This is a genomic window from Microbulbifer zhoushanensis, assembly GCF_021729055.1.
Lineage (GTDB): Bacteria > Pseudomonadota > Gammaproteobacteria > Pseudomonadales > Cellvibrionaceae > Microbulbifer > Microbulbifer zhoushanensis.
In genome coordinates, this window is the sequence record NZ_JAJSAO010000003.1 from 104784 (window position 1) to 122188 (window position 17405).

The 17405-nt window shown below is 60.9% G+C and carries 13 protein-coding genes; 6 read left to right on the plus strand and 7 right to left on the minus strand.

From position 1 onward, the window contains the following. Nucleotides 1–46: 46 nt before the first annotated feature. Together LVD10_RS06750 and LVD10_RS06755 are read right to left on the minus strand one after the other, a co-directional pair. Nucleotides 47–469 carry an ExbD/TolR family protein gene (locus LVD10_RS06750; protein WP_233006251.1) on the minus strand — a complete coding sequence of 141 codons (423 nt, stop codon included), beginning with the start codon at nt 467–469 and terminating at the stop codon, nt 47–49. Between the two features lie 184 nt (nt 470–653). Beyond that, nucleotides 654–1106 (minus strand): methylglyoxal synthase, encoded by a 453-nt coding sequence (locus LVD10_RS06755; RefSeq protein ID WP_233006252.1) that lies wholly within the window; start codon nt 1104–1106, stop codon nt 654–656. 204 nt (nt 1107–1310) lie between these two features. Here LVD10_RS06755 and LVD10_RS06760 point away from each other — a divergent pair, with 204 nt between their 5' ends. Beyond that, nucleotides 1311–1715, plus strand: coding sequence for a hypothetical protein (locus LVD10_RS06760; protein ID WP_233006253.1), 405 nt, complete (start codon nt 1311–1313; stop codon nt 1713–1715). A gap of 71 nt (nt 1716–1786) precedes the next feature. Here the strand turns inward: LVD10_RS06760 and LVD10_RS06765 are convergent, their stop codons facing one another. Next, the gene (locus tag LVD10_RS06765; protein ID WP_237062582.1) at nt 1787–2650 is read right to left on the minus strand and encodes a thioredoxin domain-containing protein; all 864 of its coding nucleotides are present in this window, start codon (nt 2648–2650) and stop codon (nt 1787–1789) included. 108 nt (nt 2651–2758) lie between these two features. Here LVD10_RS06765 and LVD10_RS06770 point away from each other — a divergent pair, with 108 nt between their 5' ends. Beyond that, nucleotides 2759–3580 carry a hypothetical protein gene (locus LVD10_RS06770; RefSeq protein WP_237062584.1) on the plus strand — a complete coding sequence of 274 codons (822 nt, stop codon included), beginning with the start codon at nt 2759–2761 and terminating at the stop codon, nt 3578–3580. A gap of 103 nt (nt 3581–3683) precedes the next feature. Here the strand turns inward: LVD10_RS06770 and LVD10_RS06775 are convergent, their stop codons facing one another. The 4 genes from LVD10_RS06775 to LVD10_RS06790 all read right to left on the minus strand — a co-directional run bounded on the left by LVD10_RS06775 (nt 3684) and on the right by LVD10_RS06790 (nt 9993). Beyond that, entirely contained in the window at nt 3684–4610 is a 927-nt protein-coding gene (locus LVD10_RS06775; protein ID WP_237062586.1) for a phosphoribulokinase, read from the minus strand. A gap of 71 nt (nt 4611–4681) precedes the next feature. Continuing rightward, nucleotides 4682–7849 carry an efflux RND transporter permease subunit gene (locus tag LVD10_RS06780; protein WP_233006257.1) on the minus strand — a complete coding sequence of 1056 codons (3168 nt, stop codon included), beginning with the start codon at nt 7847–7849 and terminating at the stop codon, nt 4682–4684. Further along, nucleotides 7846–9036: an efflux RND transporter periplasmic adaptor subunit gene (locus LVD10_RS06785; protein ID WP_237062588.1), complete on the minus strand. Its 1191-nt coding sequence runs from the start codon at nt 9034–9036 to the stop codon at nt 7846–7848. Before LVD10_RS06785 ends, LVD10_RS06780 begins: the two co-directional genes overlap by 4 nt. A 249-nt stretch (nt 9037–9285) precedes the next feature. Continuing rightward, on the minus strand, nt 9286–9993 hold the full coding sequence (locus LVD10_RS06790; protein ID WP_233006259.1) for a cyclic nucleotide-binding domain-containing protein: 708 nt from the start codon (nt 9991–9993) through the stop codon (nt 9286–9288). Nucleotides 9994–10431: 438 nt separating this feature from the next. Here LVD10_RS06790 and LVD10_RS06795 point away from each other — a divergent pair, with 438 nt between their 5' ends. From LVD10_RS06795 to LVD10_RS06810, 4 genes are all read left to right on the plus strand, one after another. After that, complete coding sequence (locus tag LVD10_RS06795; RefSeq protein WP_237062590.1) at nt 10432–11592, plus strand: TonB family protein; 1161 nt, start codon at nt 10432–10434, stop codon at nt 11590–11592. Between the two features lie 185 nt (nt 11593–11777). Further along, nucleotides 11778–13862 (plus strand): M13 family metallopeptidase, encoded by a 2085-nt coding sequence (locus tag LVD10_RS06800; protein WP_237062592.1) that lies wholly within the window; start codon nt 11778–11780, stop codon nt 13860–13862. 296 nt (nt 13863–14158) lie between these two features. Beyond that, on the plus strand, nt 14159–14935 hold the full coding sequence (locus LVD10_RS06805) for an OmpW/AlkL family protein (protein WP_237062594.1): 777 nt from the start codon (nt 14159–14161) through the stop codon (nt 14933–14935). 84 nt (nt 14936–15019) lie between these two features. Then, on the plus strand, nt 15020–17395 hold the full coding sequence (locus tag LVD10_RS06810; RefSeq protein WP_237062596.1) for an autotransporter family protein: 2376 nt from the start codon (nt 15020–15022) through the stop codon (nt 17393–17395). Nucleotides 17396–17405: the final 10 nt, after the last annotated feature.

Genomic DNA, 17405 nt, shown 5'->3' on the forward strand with positions numbered 1-17405 from the left:
CTGGCTTTTTGCTTTCCGGAGCAACTCCGGACAGTGAACCGGGACCTCAGTCCTCGAACGGTACCAGGGAAACCTGGATACCGGCATTCACTTCCTTGGCCGCGTCCGCGATGGTGACGTAGGTGTCGGCACTGGACTTGTTGTGCGCGCGTACAATCACAATCGCCTGCGGGTTCTCGGCGAACAGCTGGGCGATACGGGCACGGACAGCGCGGGAGTCAACACGGCTGGCGCCCATATAGATGTCGTCGTTGGCATCCACGGTCAGCAGGATGTTCTGCTTGTCGGGATCCGGCGGAGTCTGTTCTGTCTCATTCGGATCGGGCACGTTCACATCCAGCGCCTTTTCCTTCACAAAGGACGCCGTCACGATAAAGAAGATCAGCATGATGAACACAACGTCCAGCATGGGCGTCAGGTCGATATCTGCTTTTTCCTCTTCTACGGCCTTACCGCGTCGTCTACTCATAAAACACCGTACAATTATCTAATGCGAATGGCGCCGGATTGACCGGTCTGATCAGGGGGGCAAGATTGCCGCGAAATGCCCATCTTTGCAAGTGAAACCTTCACCGTAAGGAAAATATCCTTTTGAATCAAGCGCTTAAGGTCTATTCCAGGCAGGCAAAAGCATTTTTTGGGCAAAAATTGCACTATCGGGTCGACAGGTAGCTTTCGTAGTCCGGAACCTCGCGCTCAAAGCTGGTATCCATCAGGGCGGACTGGACCATCATATCGGCACTGCTCGAGTTACAGGCCACCGGGATATTCCACACCGCGGCGATCCGCAGTAGTGCCTTGACGTCCGGGTCATGGGGCATGGGCTCGAACGGGTCCCAGAAAAACACCAGCACGTCGATCTCCCCCTGGCAGATCTTCGCCCCCAGTTGCTGGTCCCCCCCCAGGGGGCCGCTGAACAGGCGCTCAACCGGCAGACCGGTGGCGGACTCGATCTTCGCCCCGGTAGTCCCGGTGCCGAGCAGCTCGTGCTGCTCCAGCAGTGCCCTGTGACGGTTGCACCAGTCGATCAGTGCCTGCTTGCGATTGTCGTGGGCGACCAGGGCCACCCGTTTCCTGGCCGGGAGGGGTTGGGCAATAAACTGCATCTTATATAGTGTCTCTTATTGGTCGGTAGCGGCTTGGAACCGGGGCCGGCCGTAGCGAGGCCCGGGCCAGGGTTGATTTACGCAATTTTGGCAGCGCGACACAAGCCTTCCCCCGAAGGCCGGTTCATCCCCCCCCCGACGAAAGCGTGCTGCCCGGTTATACTGCGCTACCACTCAAATATCGAAATCAGGAGGTGATCGCATATGAGCGTTGGTGCCTGGGAGCCGGAAGACACGGCAAGCAACAGCGATGCACAAGTCGCCATAGACCGCGCGCAACTGGAAAGGTTTATCGACGCGGTGCGGGACAACAACCAGTTGCCAGGCCCGCTGGGCCAGGATGACCTGGCTGCATCGGCCCTGATGCGGCTGCCGGCCGGCCAGTGGCTGGAAGCCTGCGAATCCCTCGACAATGAACAGGTGTGGAACCTGATCCGCTTCTTTACCCTGGCCGAGATGCAACTGTCGGGCTGGGATGGCGGCGCCGAGTCGCCCGTGATTCCACTGGCAAAGTCCCTGCGCCGGCGCAAGGCCGCACTCGATCGCGAGCAGTTGCTGTGGATTCGCGAGCACTCAGACAACCGCTACCTTCCCTACGGCCCCCTTTAACCTGCCGCCCTGGTGCCATCCCCTGGCAACAGGGACGGTGACGGCGACTGTCGACAGGCGTGCGGCCTGGCTCAGTCGCCGAGGCGCGACAGCTGGCTGCGCAGCAATTGGACGGGCGCTGGCTTGCGATAATTATCCGGGACAAATCGCCACAGTACATAGCCATCCCGGTCAAGCAGCCAGCAGGATGGCCTGGCCGCACCTATCCCGGCCCGCCAGCGGCGCCCCGCACGCTTCACGCCAAAGATCCTCACCCACAGGGGCTCCGCCCCGGCCTCTATCCAGGCCTGGTTTTCCCGAGCCGCAATGTCCAGGCTGAGATAGCCCTGCCGCCTCCCGTTCGGGGGGCGGGGGGCGGACCAGTGCTCTTCCGGTTCGGCTGATGCCAGCAACAGCATCGCATCGTGTTTTTCCAGTGCCGGCGCCAGGCTGGACACTTCCGCGAGCGATTCCCGGCTACTGGCACAGAAGCTTCCCCGCAGCACTACCAATAGCACGCCGGAAACATTCTGTTGCCGCAGGTAATCAGAAATCTCTAATTTTTTGCCATCGGCGGTTACCAGCGGGGGGAATTTCGCTCCGGGCTCCGGCAGGGGGGGATGCTGGAGCGAGGAAAAATGGAAAAGGTACAGCAGCACCAGGCCCAGGTTAAGCAGCGCCAGGTACAGGGCATTTCCAATTTCCCTGTCGGTAAGTAATACAACTGCCAACCCTGACAAAACTACCGTCAGTCCCGCCGATTCGCGCTCGTCTGCCCTGAATTTTTCTGGCCGCCAGTAGCGCAACAATAACCAGCCGGGCAGGCCCCAGCCACTGAGAAATGTTCCCAGCCAGGCCAGTTTTCCACTGGCAATCCACTGGTCGATTGCAAAAAAACCGCAGCCCCAGAGCCAGGCAAACGCGATAAAAGTAAAAAATCCCTTAAATTTAGCCATAAAAGGTCATATTGGCCCAAAAACACTTGCAATTGATTATATAAATACGCTGCAATTAGCGCGATGAAATTCTTTCGTCCAAAACAAATTTAATTACAGGGATATTTTATGGCTGCAAGTAAAAAATCTGCCGGTTCGGTCAGTGATGTTACCAAGCTGCAAGCGGAACTGACTTCACTGAAATCAAAACTGGATAAAGCCCGCGAAAAGCAGGAGAAGGACGCGGCAAAAGCTGCCGACAAGCTGGCCAAGGACGCTGAGAAAGCGGCCAAGAAAGCTGCTGCGGCCCAGAACAAGCTGAAAACAGTCCGCGCCAAGAAAAAGACCGCGGCCCAGAAAGCCCAGCTGGCCACGGCCCGCTCTGCGGCAACAGCGGCCAAGAAGGCCGCCGACAACGCCAAGGCGGCAGCCAAAGAGGCCAAGACCCAGCTCGCTGCCATCAAGGAAGACAACAAGATGGCGGCCAAGGTGGCCAAGGCTGTAGCGAAGGAAGAGGCCGCCATTACCAAGAAGCTCGCCGCTGAGGCCAAGAAGAAGGCCGCCGCCGAGGCCAAGAAGGCAGCAGCTGCTGCCAAGAAGAAGGCTGCTGCAGAGAAGAAGAAGGCCGCCGCTGCTGCCAAGAAGAAGGCTGCTGCAGAGAAGAAGAAGGCCGCCGCCGCCAAGAAGAAAGCTGCTGCAAAGGCCAAGAAGGCCGCCGCCAAGGCCAAGACCAAGGCCAAAACTGCCGCCAAAAAAGGTCCTGGCCGCCCGAAGAAGGCTGCTACCAAGAAGGCTGCCACCAAAAACGCAGCGACCAAGAAGAAGGCCACTGCCAAGCGCGGTCCCGGTCGCCCGAAGAAAGCCGCAGCCAAGAAGACTGCAGCTAAAAAAACTGCCACCAAAAAGACTGGCGCCAAGCGCGGCCCGGGCCGTCCGCCCAAGTCCAAGTAAGGCAGACTACGGCACGCCGTCGCCGGCCTGCCCGCAATGCAAAACCCCGGCCACAGGCCGGGGTTTTGCTTTTCCAGTAATGTTCGGTCGGGCTCTCAGCGCACTATTGGTTCAGGCGCAACCCGCAGACCCGGTGATCGCGACCCAGCTCCAGGACGCAATCCGCCCGCCGGGGCATTTCATCCAGCAGGGTGCGGGTCACCCGCTCATAGTGCTGCACGAACCTTTCCACCTCCGCATCACTCATTCCACCACCGGTAGCCTCACGTAGCTTCTCCTCCTGCAGGCGCCGCCACTCGAGCACACTGGCCATGTCTGGCACCCGCAACATCAATAACAGGTGGAGCCGGGAAAAGAGCTCCCGGTAGGGCCCATCCAGCTGTGCGCGGACGTAGTCGCGCCAGATCCCCCGGGGATCCTCTGAGCGTTCCAGCTCGTTGACCGGAGTTTCCTGGTCCTGCCAGGGAAGCGCCCCGACACACCAGCCCTCAAACAACAGGATATCCACCGGCGAGTGTTGGCATGACCAGGTTTCCCGCGGAGCCCGGTCATCGGTGGCCTTGTCAAAGCGCGGAATTGGCACCTCCTGCCCGCCGGGCAAGCGGGTCAGGCGATCGATGGTATCTACACCCAGTTGCACATCGTGGGTGCCGGGTACGCCGCGTGTCGCCAGCAACGGATGTACCCGGCGGGCGAGTTGCTGGCGTTCGGCGCGCGTCAGGTAAATATCATCGAGGGAAAAGCCGGCGCTCTCGATGCCCAGGGATTGCCAGACCAGCTGCAGGAAAGCGGTCAGGGTCGACTTGCCCGATCCCTGGCCACCGCATAGTCCCACCACCAGAGGGCCTCCCCTGTCGCGCTGCTGCCGGGCAAGCCATACCGCCAGTGGCAGGTAATAGTCTTCAACAAGTTGCATGAATGCCGCAGGCAAGCGGTGCGTGGCGATAAATTGCCGGATTTCACCTTCCAGCTGTGCCTGTAGCGCCTGTGCCCGCTCCGACACCGCAGCAGGCCAGTGAGAATCCGCCATATTGGATTTTCCCTATTTTATTTTCTGGCCCTGGCCGTCCCGTCCAGAGGACGGTCATCCCCTGCCGGCCTTTAATCCTCACCCCACTGTGCACCGCGAATAACGGGTGGCGAAAAGGCGGCAAGGCCCTCGCGAATGCGCCCCGGCAACACCAGCATGATTGGCGTCACCACCAGCGTCAGCAGGGTGGAGAAAGTAAGGCCATAGACAATCGCACTGGCCAGTTGCACCCAGAAGGAGGCGATTACCCCGCCCACCACTATATCCCGGCCCAGCATATCGACGCTCACCCCCAGGGCCAGCGGCAACAACCCCAGGATTGTGGTGGCCGTCGTCAGGAAGACCGGGCGCAGTCGCTGCGCCGAAGCTTTCACCGCCGCCGCTGCGGGTGACAGGGCTGGCTCGTTACTGCGCACGAAATTGTAGGTATCGATCAGTACAATATTGTTGTTCACCACGATCCCCGCCAACGCGACAATGCCGACACCGGTCATGATCACACTGAATGTGGTCTGGGTTAGCAGCAGGCCCAGCAGTACACCGATGGTGGACATAATCACCGAGGACAGTATCAACAGGGACTGGTAAAAGCTGTTGAACTGCGTCACCAGCAGGATAAACATCAGGAACAACGACAACAGGAATGCCACCCCCAGGAAAGCCAGCGACTCATTCTGTTCCTCATCGGCACCGCGAAACAGCAATTCGACGTCCGCGGGTACCGGGTTGTCCTCGAGCCAGGCCCGGATTTCCTTCACCTTGTCGTCGGCCAGCACGCCCTCCTCGGCATCCGCCTTGATCTGCATGCGGGTTATACCGTTGATCCGCTCGATCTTATCCACCTTGGGGCGCGCCTCGGTAGCGACAAAGCTGCTCACCGGCACTGTGCCCCCGGGTGTGTTCACCTTGAGCCGGTCCAGGGCGGCGATTCCGCGCGCCCGCTCCGGGTAACGGATGCGGATATCCACTTCCTCGTTACTATCGTCCGGCCGGTACTCCGCCACCCGCACACCGGTGGTCACCAGTTGCACCGCGCGGCCCACCTCGGTGAGGTCGGCACCGTAGAGGGCCGCTTTCGCCCGGTCCACAGTCACTTCCCACTGGATGCCCGGCAGGGGCGCCGTATTGACGATATCCCGCAAGCCATCAAAATCGTTCTCCAGCGCGCGGTGCAGTCGCCGGGTCTCCGCCAGTAACTGGTCGTAGTCGCGACCGCGCAATTCCAGCACGATGTCCTTGCCGATCGGCGGCCCCCCCTCAAATACGTTGGCCGTCACCTTGATACCGGGGAAGTTGGCGGTGCGAGCGCGCAGGTCGGCAAATATATCGCGGCTGCGCCGCTCACGTTGCTGCGCCGGGTAGAGCTCCACCAGCATATTGGCGATCTGGTCCGGGGCGCGGTCGCGATTGCCCGACAGGCCACCGGACCCCACCGCGGTATAGGCAATCCGCACCTCGGGCACCTCCAGTACAGCCTGCTCCACTTCCGCCACCAGGGCACGCTGCTCGGCAACTGACAGGTTCCCCTGTGCGCGTACCTCCACATTGCCGTACTGCTCTTCGGTATCGGTAAAAAACTCAACCCCGGCCCCGAAAGAACCATACGCAACAACAATGCCAACCAGTGTCGCTACGGCACCGAAAAAAGCCATTAGTGGCCGTCGCACAATGGCGTCCAGGGTTCGCGCAAAGGTCCCGGTAATGCCCGTGAGTTCCGTGGGTTGGCCGCTCTCCAACTGTTTCAGGTATTGCTGGGTGCGGCTGTCCAGGTTGCCCTTGCCAAACAGGCTGCCCAGCACCGGGGCAAAGAACAGCGCATACAGCAGCGATCCTGCCAATACCGCAAAGACAGTAACCGGCAGGTAGCGCATGAAATCGCCCACCACGCCGGGCCAGAACATGATCGGCAGGAATGCCGCCAGGGTTGTGCCGGTGGAGGCCACCACCGGCCAGAACATGCGCCGCACCGACAGGGTGTAGGCAACCCGTGCCGACATGCCCTCGGCCATTTTGCGGTCGGCGTACTCGGTGATCACGATGGAGCCATCAATGAGCATGCCCAGCGCCAGCAGCATGCCGAACATGACCATGAAATTGAATGAAAAACCCAGGTACCAGGTGATGATCGAGCCGAACAGGAGCGAGAACGGAATCCCCAGGCCCACCAGCAGGCCCGAACGCAGCCCCAGTGCCGCCACCACGATAATCATGACCAGCAACATCGCCGTGAGGATATTGCCCTCCATCTCGCTGACCATATCGCGGGCAAACCGTGACTGGTCAAAGACAAAGTTCACTTCCACACCACGGGGCAGGCTGTCGAGCTCTGCATTGACTACCTCGCGCACGCGATCCGCCAGTGCGACCGAACTCGCGTCGTTGCGCTTTTCCACGTTGATCGCCAGGCCGGGACGCCCGTTGACGCTGGTGTAGCTGGAGGCGTCCTTGAAAGTGCGCCGCACATCCGTGACCTCACCCAGCTTGACGACACCGTCCGGGGAGGACTTTACCGGGATCTCATAGACGTCGCGGGCGGTCTCAATCAGCCCCGGCACCTTGACCGAAAAACGCCCGCGCTCGGTCATCAGTTCCCCGGCGGGAATCAGCAGGTTATTGCCCACCACGGCATTGATCAGCTGGCCACTGGTGATCTGGTAGTGCTCGAGCCGCACCGGGTCGATGAGGGCCTCCACCACCTCTTCGCGGTTGCCGCGCAAATCCGCACTCAGGACCTCGCTGATATTCTCGATCCGGCGCTGCAGGTATTGTGCCGTCTGCAGCAGGACCCGCTCCCCGACACCCTCGCCCGCCAGCGTCACGACGATCGCCGGAAACGGCTGTGCCGCCGCCTCCTCCACAATCGGTTCATCGGCATCCCGCGGTAGTTCCGCCTTTGCCCGGTCAACGGCATTGCGCACCTCGTCGAGCGCCTCATCGACAGGGATTGCGGTATCGAATTCCACCACCAGGTAAGCCAGGGACTCACGTGCGGTGGCAATCATTTCCTGCACCCCCTCCAGCGCCCGGATTTCCTGCTCCAGCGGGCGCACCAGCAGGCGCACACCGTCTTCGGGCGAAATCCCCTCATGGCGCACCTGCACGATCACAAACGGCGGATTCACTTCCGGATTTGTCTCGATCGTCATCATCTGCCGCGCGACGATCCCCACCAGTACCACCAGCAGCATCAGGCTGATGGTGCTGCGCGCGCGGGACACTGCGCTGTCGAGAATACTCATGGGCGGCCCCCGTCCCCGTCTTCGCCGACCGGATCCGCCACCTGCTGCATAGCCGGCAGGCCGGAATCCCGCTCGGGGGGTGGCAGGGCCGATTGCCCCTGCTCCTGCTCTACTGCCACCACCTGCCCGGCGGTGACATATTCCTGGCCCACGGTTATCAGGTTGGTTTCCCGGGGCAGCCCGGTCACCCAGACCCCCTCGCTCCCGTCCCCGACCAGCTGGACATTGGAAAACTGTACCCGGTTCTCGCTGTCCAGGTGGCGCACCCCGAGTTCGCCCCGGTCGTCCAGCGTCAGCAACGAGGAATTGATCAGGTGTGCCTGAACCTCACCGGTGGGCAGGGCCAGCTGGCCGCTGAGCCCGGCACGCAGTTCGCCGTCGCTGTTATCCACCGACACCTCGATCCGGTAGGCGCGGGTCACCGCGTGTGCCTCCTGGCTCACATAGCGCAGGCGCCCCTTCGCTACCCGGCCCCGATGCAGTTCCGCAACCGCCGGCGCGCCCGGGACCAGGCTGCCCACCTCTCCCTCGGCAACCTCGCCTACCACCAGGATGGGGTCCAGGTCGAGGAGGGTTGCGCATTCCTCCCCGCGGCGGATGTAATCCCCCAGTTCCACTGCCCGGCGGTTGATCACGCCGGCAAAGGGGGCCCGGATCTCCAGGTTGTCCATTTCCACACGGGCGCGCTCGTATTCGGCCCGGGCGTTGGCCAGCGCCACTTCCTGCTGCGCCAGTTCAGTCTCGGACTGCAAGCCCTTCTTGCGCAGCCGCTGGGAACCTGCAAAGTCCAGCTCGGCCTTGCGCAGGGCGGCGCGCGCACGTTCCAGGCGCTGTGGGCGATCTTCGGCCTCGAAGCGACAGATCACCGTTCCTTTCTCCACTGCCCGCCCCTCCTCGACTGGCAGCTTCGCCACCACACCATCGAGTTCAGCGCGCATCCGCACGCTTCGATTGGCCTCGGTATGGGCATTGACGGTCACCCGGGTAGTGTAGGGCCGGGCCTCCAGCCGGCGGGCCCGCACACTGATCGGTGCCATTTCCCCGCCGGCGCCAGCACGGCCAGCAGGCGACTCTTCCTGCTCACCGGAATCGAGCAGGCCGCTCGCCAGCCACAGCAGCGCCGCCGCCGCGACGCCCAGCGCGATCCGGTAATTCTTCCGGCGCCAGATATCAGACAAGGAACTCATTACCCAAACCCATCCTTCTAAAAAATTTGATTAACACGCATGCGCAGGCTCCCGAGACGGGAGCTGGAGTATAGGGGCCACCACCAGCGCAAAGTCTGCCGGAATGCGAAAATCACAAGCGCCACCCGCACGATTCCAGAATACACCCGGAAAATGACCCTGAGATAGCGCGGCCGGTCGGGAAGGCCAGGAGCGGAGTACAATGGCGGGGGAACCCGCCAATTGATACCCCGCCGGAGGGGATTCAGATCAGGAAAGCATGGATTCGAGGAAATCGGACATGTCGGATTCCTCATCCATCAGCTGGCCACTGCCGAATTCGGCATTCCAGTCGAGCAGGAATCGCGCCAGGGCACGAGCCTGGTCGGCGAGGGCCTTCAGCTCGTCGCGGCTGTTCTTCGGACCGGTATACAGCTTGACCCGGCGATGGCTGTCAGCCAGCTCATGATCCGGATACTTGGAACGGTATACTTCCAGTTTCCAGCGCAGCGAGTGCACCATATTCCGGTAAAAAATCAGCTTGGTGGAGAGATGCAGGAGCGAGAAGTCATCCAGGTCACCGAAGAGGGTACAGTCGACCCCTAGCACCTGGGTGTCCCGGCTGGTCGGCGCCGCGCTGACATTGGCTGTCCGTGGCTCCGCCAGCAACATCGACAGGTCCCCGAACACCTCGCCCGGCCGGATTACCGCCAACGGCCGGCCTGCAGCCAGGCTATCGTCGTCATCGGAATCTATGTGGACGTTCAGCTCGCCGCGCAGCAGGAAATAAACCCACTGATCCACATCTCCTTCCGCCAGCAGAGACTCCCCCGGGGCGAGCCCAACCAGGCGCGAGCGCTGCAGCACGACGTCATACTGCCAGTCGCTGGCCGCACGAATGTCACGAAACAAATGAATGACACTGAGAAGGCGGTCCACCGCCTCCCGGGGGTAGTCACTGAGAGGTTTTATATCCATCGGGTTATTTGCAAAAGAAATCTGTTGGATCGCGTTATGGCTTTGTGTGTTACAGGCGCGCCGGGGCGCCCATGCCGAAAATTTCATCAGGGCGGGTATATTTCCCGCGAAGTCCAATCCGTTTTTACGGGGCTCTCCTCACTGAGGAACACTATCCGGCTCGTCCCGATTGTACCGGCCCTATGACCACTGTCTCCCTGTTGCAAGTGCATTTTCGGAAAAACGAGACATTCTACCCGTTTTAGGCTTGAACTCCATTGCAGTTGAAGTAGAGTTAGGAACAGTCCGGACTAAATGAAGGGTTTGTACTACCGGGACGTTTTTCGACGCATCCAGTAGGACAAAATTTTTACCGGGCAACGCGCTTCGGGGGAGGAGAGCGTAAAGTAACCTATCCTACGGATTAATCCCATCCGGAAAGACAGACACCAAAATAAAATGAAATCGTTAAAATTCATCACCGCTGTAATGGTGTTTGCCGCGGCAGTGTCCGCCAGCGCTGCACCGTTATTGAACGGCCTTGCACTTGAACAACAATTTAACAAGGATCGCTACATTGCTGCTGTCTATTCCGACACACTTGCCGACAGCGCCGGCGTGATCCTGGATGAGAACACCACCCGCCGCCTGGAAATCCGGGTGGTCGCCGACAGTTTGTCTGCGCGTCGCCTGCGCAACCAGTGGATGGAAGCGATCGCCATCAACAATAGTGGCAGCTCGCTATCCGCCCAGGCCGACAACATGGTTACCTTCGCCAACCTGTTTTCCGGGCGCCTGAAGAAAGGGGACCAGCTGCGGATCGACTTTGACGGCGCTTCCGGAGCCAGCACGGTGAGCCTGAACGGGATCCAGCTGGGCAGGATCGAGGATCGCAAGTTCTTCACTACCCTGCTGCGCTCATGGGTCGGACCGGTACCGCCCTCCACAGAATTCCGCGAGGGCCTGCTGGCCGCAGGCGACGTTGATTCGGGCCTGCTGGGCCGGTACGAGCTGCTGGAGCCCACGGATGCCAGGGTCCTCGAACTCAGCGAAGCCAATGAAGAGAACAGCGAGGAAGAGGAACAGGCAGAGTCCGGCTCCACGCCCGAGACCGAAAAGCCCAAGCCCTCTAAGCCCAAGGTAGCAGCCAATATCCCGCCGCCCTCCCTCGCCTCGGTCGCCAAGCCGAAGGCGCCGGCGACACAGCAACCGGCACCGGCCAGCAAGCCCGAGCCGGCCCAGCCGCGTCCGCAGCCCAAGCCCGCGCGCAAGGCTGCCCAGGAGGTAGAGGAAGAAGAGGACCAGCCGCTGACTGCCGATGTCCTGTTGGCGCGCCAGATCTACCATTCCATGCTGCTGCGACACACCTATGACTTCCTCCAGTACCCCCAGCGGGCACTGGAACGGAACCAGGAAGGCAGCATTCGTATCCGCGTCACCATCGACCCGGCGGGGCGCGTACGCGATGTCCAGACTGTCCAGGCATCCCGCTTCAACGACCTCAACCGGGCGGCGGTATCGGCGATCAAGTCCGCGTCGCCCTACCCCAAGGTACCGCCGGCACTGGCCAAGAACGACTACGAGTTCTCCGTGCCGATCACCTTCCGGCTGCCGGACTGACAGGTCAGCAGGCCTCACACATCTCCAGAGCCCCGCCCCGTGCGGGGCTTTTTCATTCCCCCGCCTTCAGCCGAACCACCTCTGCACATCGCTCAGGGGCTACTGCTGGCCGCAGGCCGGTTGCCCGCCTGTGACGCCAAAGTTTACTATCCGACCGGAATAACTAGACCGAGAAAGGCCGTAGTATGAAAAAACTGATTCTTTCACTCGCCATTGCCGGCGCGGTAGCCGGCTGCTCCAAGCCGGAGAGCACCACCTCCGGGCAGCAGGCCGCCACCGAAGGGGCGCAGGCTGTCGCCGAGACAACGACCTCCCGGCAAGCCGAACTCGGCTCCGGTATTGACCTGGCAGCCATGAACACCGAAGTCCGCCCACAGGACGACTTCTTCGCCTACGTCAATGGCGGCTGGATGGAGAAGACCGAGATTCCTGCCGACAAGTCCCGCTGGGGTACCTTCGACCAGCTGGCCGAACTGAGCACCGAACGGGTCAAGGCCCTGATCGAGGAAGCCGGACAGCATGCGGAAACGCCGGAGGCCAAGAAGATTGGCGCGCTCTTTAACAGCTTTATGGATGAAGAACGCGTGGAGAAACTGGGCATGCAGGCGATCGCCGGCGAGCTGGCCAGGATCGATGCGATCGAGAATCGCGACCAGCTGGCCCGCTACTTTGCCTACGCCGACAGTATCGGTTTCGATGCTCCGTTCGGTGTGTTCATCAACCAGGACGTGAAGGACGTCGAGTCCTACACCGCCTATTTCTGGCAATCCGGCCTGGGCATGCCCGATCGTGACTCTTACTTTGACGACAGCGAGAAGGGCCAGAAACTGCAACAGGCCTACCGGGACTACCTGGTGAAGGTCCAGCAGATCGCCGGCCTGGCCGAGGCTGAGGCCCGTGCCGAGACCATCTACCAGCTGGAGAAGAGCCTCGCGGAGCACCAGTGGACGCGCGTCGACAACCGCGACCCGGACAAGACCTACAACAAGAAGACCCTGGCGGAACTGGCCGAGCTTATGCCGGCGATCAACTGGGAGGCCTACCTCCCGGAAGCGAGCCTGGCAGGACTCGACAGCGTGATTGTCGGCCAGCCCGACTATTTCGCAGCTGCCAACCAGGTGATTGCCGACACCGACCTGGCCACCTGGAAGCGCTACCTGAAGATCAAACTGCTGACCTCCGTGGCTCCTTACATGCACGGCGAACTGGCACAGGCCCGGTTTGATTTCTACGGCACGGCGGTGCGCGGGGTAACTGAAATGGAACCGCGCTGGAAGCGCGGCGTACAGTTCGTAAACGGTACCGCAGGCGAACTGGTGGGCAAGCGTTACGTGGAGAAGCATTTCCCGCCGGAAGCCAAGGCTCGTATGCTGGAACTGGTGGACAACCTCAAGGCCGCATACCGCGATTCCATCGAATCCCTCAACTGGATGAGCGAGGAAACCAAGAAGCAGGCCCTGGACAAGCTGGCAAACTTCACCACCAAGATCGGTTACCCGGATGAGTGGCGCGACTACAGCGCCCTGGAAGTCAGGCCCGACGACCTGGTGGGCAACGTTATGGCAGCGCGCGCATTCGAGAACGCCTACGAGCGCGGCAAGCTGGGCCAGCCTATCGATCGCGGTGAGTGGCATATGAACCCGCAGCGGGTGAATGCCTACTACAACCCACCGATGAACGAGATCGTGTTCCCGGCCGCCATCCTGCAGCCGCCCTTCTTCAACATGGAAGCTGAGGACGCCGTCAACTACGGTGGCATCGGTGCCGTGATCGGCCATGAAATCGGCCACGGCTTCGACGACAAGGGCAGCAAGTACGACGGCCAGGGTTACCTGAATAACTGGTGGACCGACAGTGATCGCGCCAACTTTGAGCAGCTCACCGGTAAACTGGTCGACCAGTACAATTCATTCGAACCCCTCGAGGGCGACCACATCAACGGTGAACTGACACTCGGTGAAAACATCGGCGACCTGTCCGGCCTGGGTATTGCCCACAAGGCCTACAAAATGTCGCTGGAGGGTAAAGAAGCACCGGTGATCGACGGCTTTACCGGCGACCAGCGCCTGTTCATGGGCTGGGCCCAGGTATGGCGCGGCAAGACCCGGGACGAGGCACTGCGCAACCGACTGAAAACCGACCCGCATTCCCCGAAGAAGTACCGGGTGCTGGGCGTACTGCCGAACATCTCCGGCTTCTACACCGCATTTGAGGTGAAAGAGGGCGACAAGATGTACCTGCCGGAAGAGGACCGCGTCACGATCTGGTAAGCACCGGAGCAACGCAACCCCAAAGCCCCGCCCTGCGGGGCTTTTTTATTGCCGGCCCGCCGGCAGATCCCTCCCGTCTGTTCTCCCCTGCAACTGGCAGCGCGGGATTCCTCCCGTAACCTGCAGGGTGAAATCCGCGTGCTAATGTAAATGTTCAGTGGCGGCAGTCCATTGCCTGACCGGAACAAACTGATCGACAAACCACCGGTACCCGCAAGATCCAGGCAATCGTGAATCGGGCTGCGCGCACCCGGCCGGAAACCAATAAGTCTGACGTTCCCCGGATGGAGCCCGTAATGAAAATTTGCCATGCCCTGCTCGCTGCCATTCTCCTGCCCCCCCTGGGGGCCAATGCCGGACCGTCGGGGGAATACACCATCCCCGAGCGGCCGGAGGAATGGCACCGTATCGACTGGGGAGATTTCCTGGTCCGTGTGGGCGGCTCCTATATTCACCCCGAGGATCGCTCCAGCCAGCTCAAGTTTGCAGTACTCCAGTCATTCGACCTGTACCGGACACGCTGGGAGTTCGACAGCGAGACCACCTGGCATATCTCTGCCGCCTGGCGCCCCATGGAGCACTGGGGTATCGAGCTGATGTATATCGACGGGGCGGAGTATGACGTTAACCTGAGTAACTTCTATGTATACCCGGGCAGGAACTCCATTGACCTGGGCAAATTTGAGGCGACCTCCTCCAACGCCTTCTTAAACTGGTATCCACTGGACGCCTCCTGCCTGGCACGTCCTTACATTGGCCTGGGCGTCAATTACACCGATTACCACGACGACCGTCTCGACGAGGACTTCGCCAATTACCTGGTGGATGAGGGACTCGCGACCGGACCCGCCACCCTGACCCTCGGCCATTCCTGGGGGGCCGCAGGACAGCTGGGTGTGGATTACACACCGATGAGGGACGTACCGCTGCTGCTGAACCTCGCTGTGATCTACTTCGAGTCGGACACCAACGCCGTCGTCCGCTACCGCACCCGGCGCGGCAACAACCGTCTCTACTCCGACTTTGACTACGACCCCTGGGTGGTGAATTTCGCGATCGGTTACAAATTCTAGGGATCATCCGGACCCACGTTCCAGCGTCCACGCAACGCCTGCTCCCAACGGCGCCCCGGAATCCACATAACGACAGGTATATCGGTGATCGAGCAAACCCAACCGGCACAAGGCATTCCACCAGGCAAGCGGGATTCCCGGGTGCCCCGTTTTTTCAGCCAGTCGCTGCTGGCACTGGGACTGATCGCCGCAACACAGGGCAGTTGGGCTACCTGCACCCCCGGTAATATCGGCACCGCCGGACCCGACCTGATCACCTGCGACGAGGAAAATGATGCCGAGGGTGCCGACGTTTCCTCCCTGCAGGGAAATGACACCCTGGACCTGCTGGGCGGCACCATTAACACCGTGGATGCCGGGGACGGGGACGACCAGGTCAATATACTGGGAGCGGTGATCGAGGGCAGCGTGCTCACTGGCGCCGGTCGCGATACCGTTATCCTCAACAGCCGCGCTTCCGATGTGGGCGACTTCCTCGATGGCGGCGGCATCGATACCGGCGCCGGGGATGACACCGTCGAGGTGCTCGATGGACTCGCATTCAGGGTCCATACCGGTGACGGAAACGACAACATCCTTCTCGACGGCGGCCTGATCTATGAATTTCTGGACGCTGGTGCCGGTGACGACTTCTTTTACTGGGATGAGGGGGTAATCTTCGAGTTCCGCGGTGGTACGGGCTCCGACACACTGGAGATGGATGCCTACGCCTACGAGGGCGAGGCGGTGCTCGATGGTGGCGACGATTACAGCGCTGAAGATGGCGATATCGACTTCCTGCTTTTCAAGCTCGACCACACCGTGGATGGCAGCCTGCTGCGCAACTGGGAGCGCATCGGCGTACAGGGCAGTTCCAAGATGATCTTTGTCGGCAGTCTGGAGGTGGGCGGTGGCTTTGTCGACGGAAACCACCTGGGGCTGGATGTCTTCTGGGGCGGGCTGGTGGAATTCGATCCCGCCGAATTCACACTGATCGGCAACATTGCCAATGCGGGTACCGTGAACCTGCAGAATGATCGTTACGATATCGTTTCAGTGGTACGCAACAGTGACGGTGATTACGGCAGCTTCGTCGGCCGCAATGGTCGCCTGTGGTTCGATGCACAACTCAATACCGATACATCCGCAGCCGACCTGCTACGCATCGAAAACAGCCTTTCCGGCCGCACCACGGTACGGGTCAAGAATCTCGGCGGGCTGGGTGCCCTGACCACAGGTGACGGTATTCGTATCGTTGAGGTAGGGGGGGATTCCCCCGGTGATGCACTGGTACTGGACGGCGACTACGTCAGCCGCGACGGTCCGCCGGCGGTGATTGCCGGAGCCTACGGTTATACCCTGCATCACAATGCCCTGTCGGATCCACAGGATGGCAACTGGTACCTGCGCTCATCCCTGGAATTTCCCCGCGGCAGCTCGGTAGAGGAGCGGTCGCGCTGGCAGCCCGGCGCCGTGATCTATGAATCCTATGCCCAGGTGCTGCGCTCGCTTAACCGCGCACCGACCCTGCGCCAGCGACTGGGCAATCGCTTCTGGATGGGCACCAGCCACTGGGATGTGGGAAGCTGCGATTACGTGGACTCACTCGAGCGCACCATCGACGGTGGCGGTCCGTGGATCCGCGCTGAGGCACGCTACACGGACGAGTTGCCGGGTTTCTCCACCACGTCCAGCGAATGGGAGCAGGATCGCTGGCTGGTCCAACTGGGTTTCGATGCCCCGCTTCACTACAGTATTTACGGTCGCGCTCCCATCGCCGGCATTGCCCTGCATTACGGTGAAGCTGACACCGACGTCACGTCTTTTTTTGGTAACGGTAACATCGACACTGAACAGTTCGGTGTTACCGGCACTTTCACCTGGTATGGGACCGACGGCACCTATGCCGACTCCCAGCTCTACTTAAACTGGTTCCAGTCTGACCTCCGTGCCCGGGGACTGCGGCAGCTGCCCGAGGATCGCGATGCATTAGGGTACGGGTTTTCCGTCGAGGCAGGCCGTAGCTTCAAGCTATGCGACCACTATTCCGTCACCCCGCAACTACAGATGAATTACAGCAACGAGGACGCCGACGATTTTCGCGATGTGTACGATGTGCACGTCACCGATGTCGACAATGGCGGCTTCAGTATCCGACTGGGCGCCGCCTTCGAGGAGCGGGTGTCGCGCCGCAAGGCCGGCACTGATATGTTCGGAACTCGGGAGCTGGAGCGCTACAGCCTATATTTTACGCCCAGTGTCATCTACAACATCGGTGACGAAACCGGGGTGACCGTATCGGAAACCCTGCTGGAGCAGGAACCGGACGACTGGTATGGGACCCTGGCAATGGGAGCCTCCTACGAAGAGTGCGGTGATCATTGCTCGGTCTACGGCGAACTCAACCTGTCCAGTAGCCTGGAAAACTTCGGTGACAGTGTCAGCACCGCGATAATAGTAGGCCTTCGGCTCAAGTGGTGATGCGGGGTTA

Excerpts from the sequence above, each read along its gene's own strand:
- LVD10_RS06770 (WP_237062584.1), top strand. The coding sequence starts at position 2,759 with ATGGCTGCAAGTAAAAAATCTGCCGGTTCGGTCAGTGATGTTACCAAG.
- LVD10_RS06765 (WP_237062582.1), bottom strand. The coding sequence starts at position 2,650 with ATGGCTAAATTTAAGGGATTTTTTACTTTTATCGCGTTTGCCTGGCTC.
- LVD10_RS06790 (WP_233006259.1), bottom strand. The coding sequence starts at position 9,993 with ATGGATATAAAACCTCTCAGTGACTACCCCCGGGAGGCGGTGGACCGC.
- LVD10_RS06795 (WP_237062590.1), top strand. The coding sequence starts at position 10,432 with ATGAAATCGTTAAAATTCATCACCGCTGTAATGGTGTTTGCCGCGGCA.
- LVD10_RS06755 (WP_233006252.1), bottom strand. The coding sequence starts at position 1,106 with ATGCAGTTTATTGCCCAACCCCTCCCGGCCAGGAAACGGGTGGCCCTG.
- LVD10_RS06775 (WP_237062586.1), bottom strand. The coding sequence starts at position 4,610 with ATGGCGGATTCTCACTGGCCTGCTGCGGTGTCGGAGCGGGCACAGGCG.
- LVD10_RS06780 (WP_233006257.1), bottom strand. The coding sequence starts at position 7,849 with ATGAGTATTCTCGACAGCGCAGTGTCCCGCGCGCGCAGCACCATCAGC.
- LVD10_RS06805 (WP_237062594.1), top strand. The coding sequence starts at position 14,159 with ATGAAAATTTGCCATGCCCTGCTCGCTGCCATTCTCCTGCCCCCCCTG.
- LVD10_RS06750 (WP_233006251.1), bottom strand. The coding sequence starts at position 469 with ATGAGTAGACGACGCGGTAAGGCCGTAGAAGAGGAAAAAGCAGATATC.
- LVD10_RS06760 (WP_233006253.1), top strand. The coding sequence starts at position 1,311 with ATGAGCGTTGGTGCCTGGGAGCCGGAAGACACGGCAAGCAACAGCGAT.
- LVD10_RS06785 (WP_237062588.1), bottom strand. The coding sequence starts at position 9,036 with ATGAGTTCCTTGTCTGATATCTGGCGCCGGAAGAATTACCGGATCGCG.
- LVD10_RS06800 (WP_237062592.1), top strand. The coding sequence starts at position 11,778 with ATGAAAAAACTGATTCTTTCACTCGCCATTGCCGGCGCGGTAGCCGGC.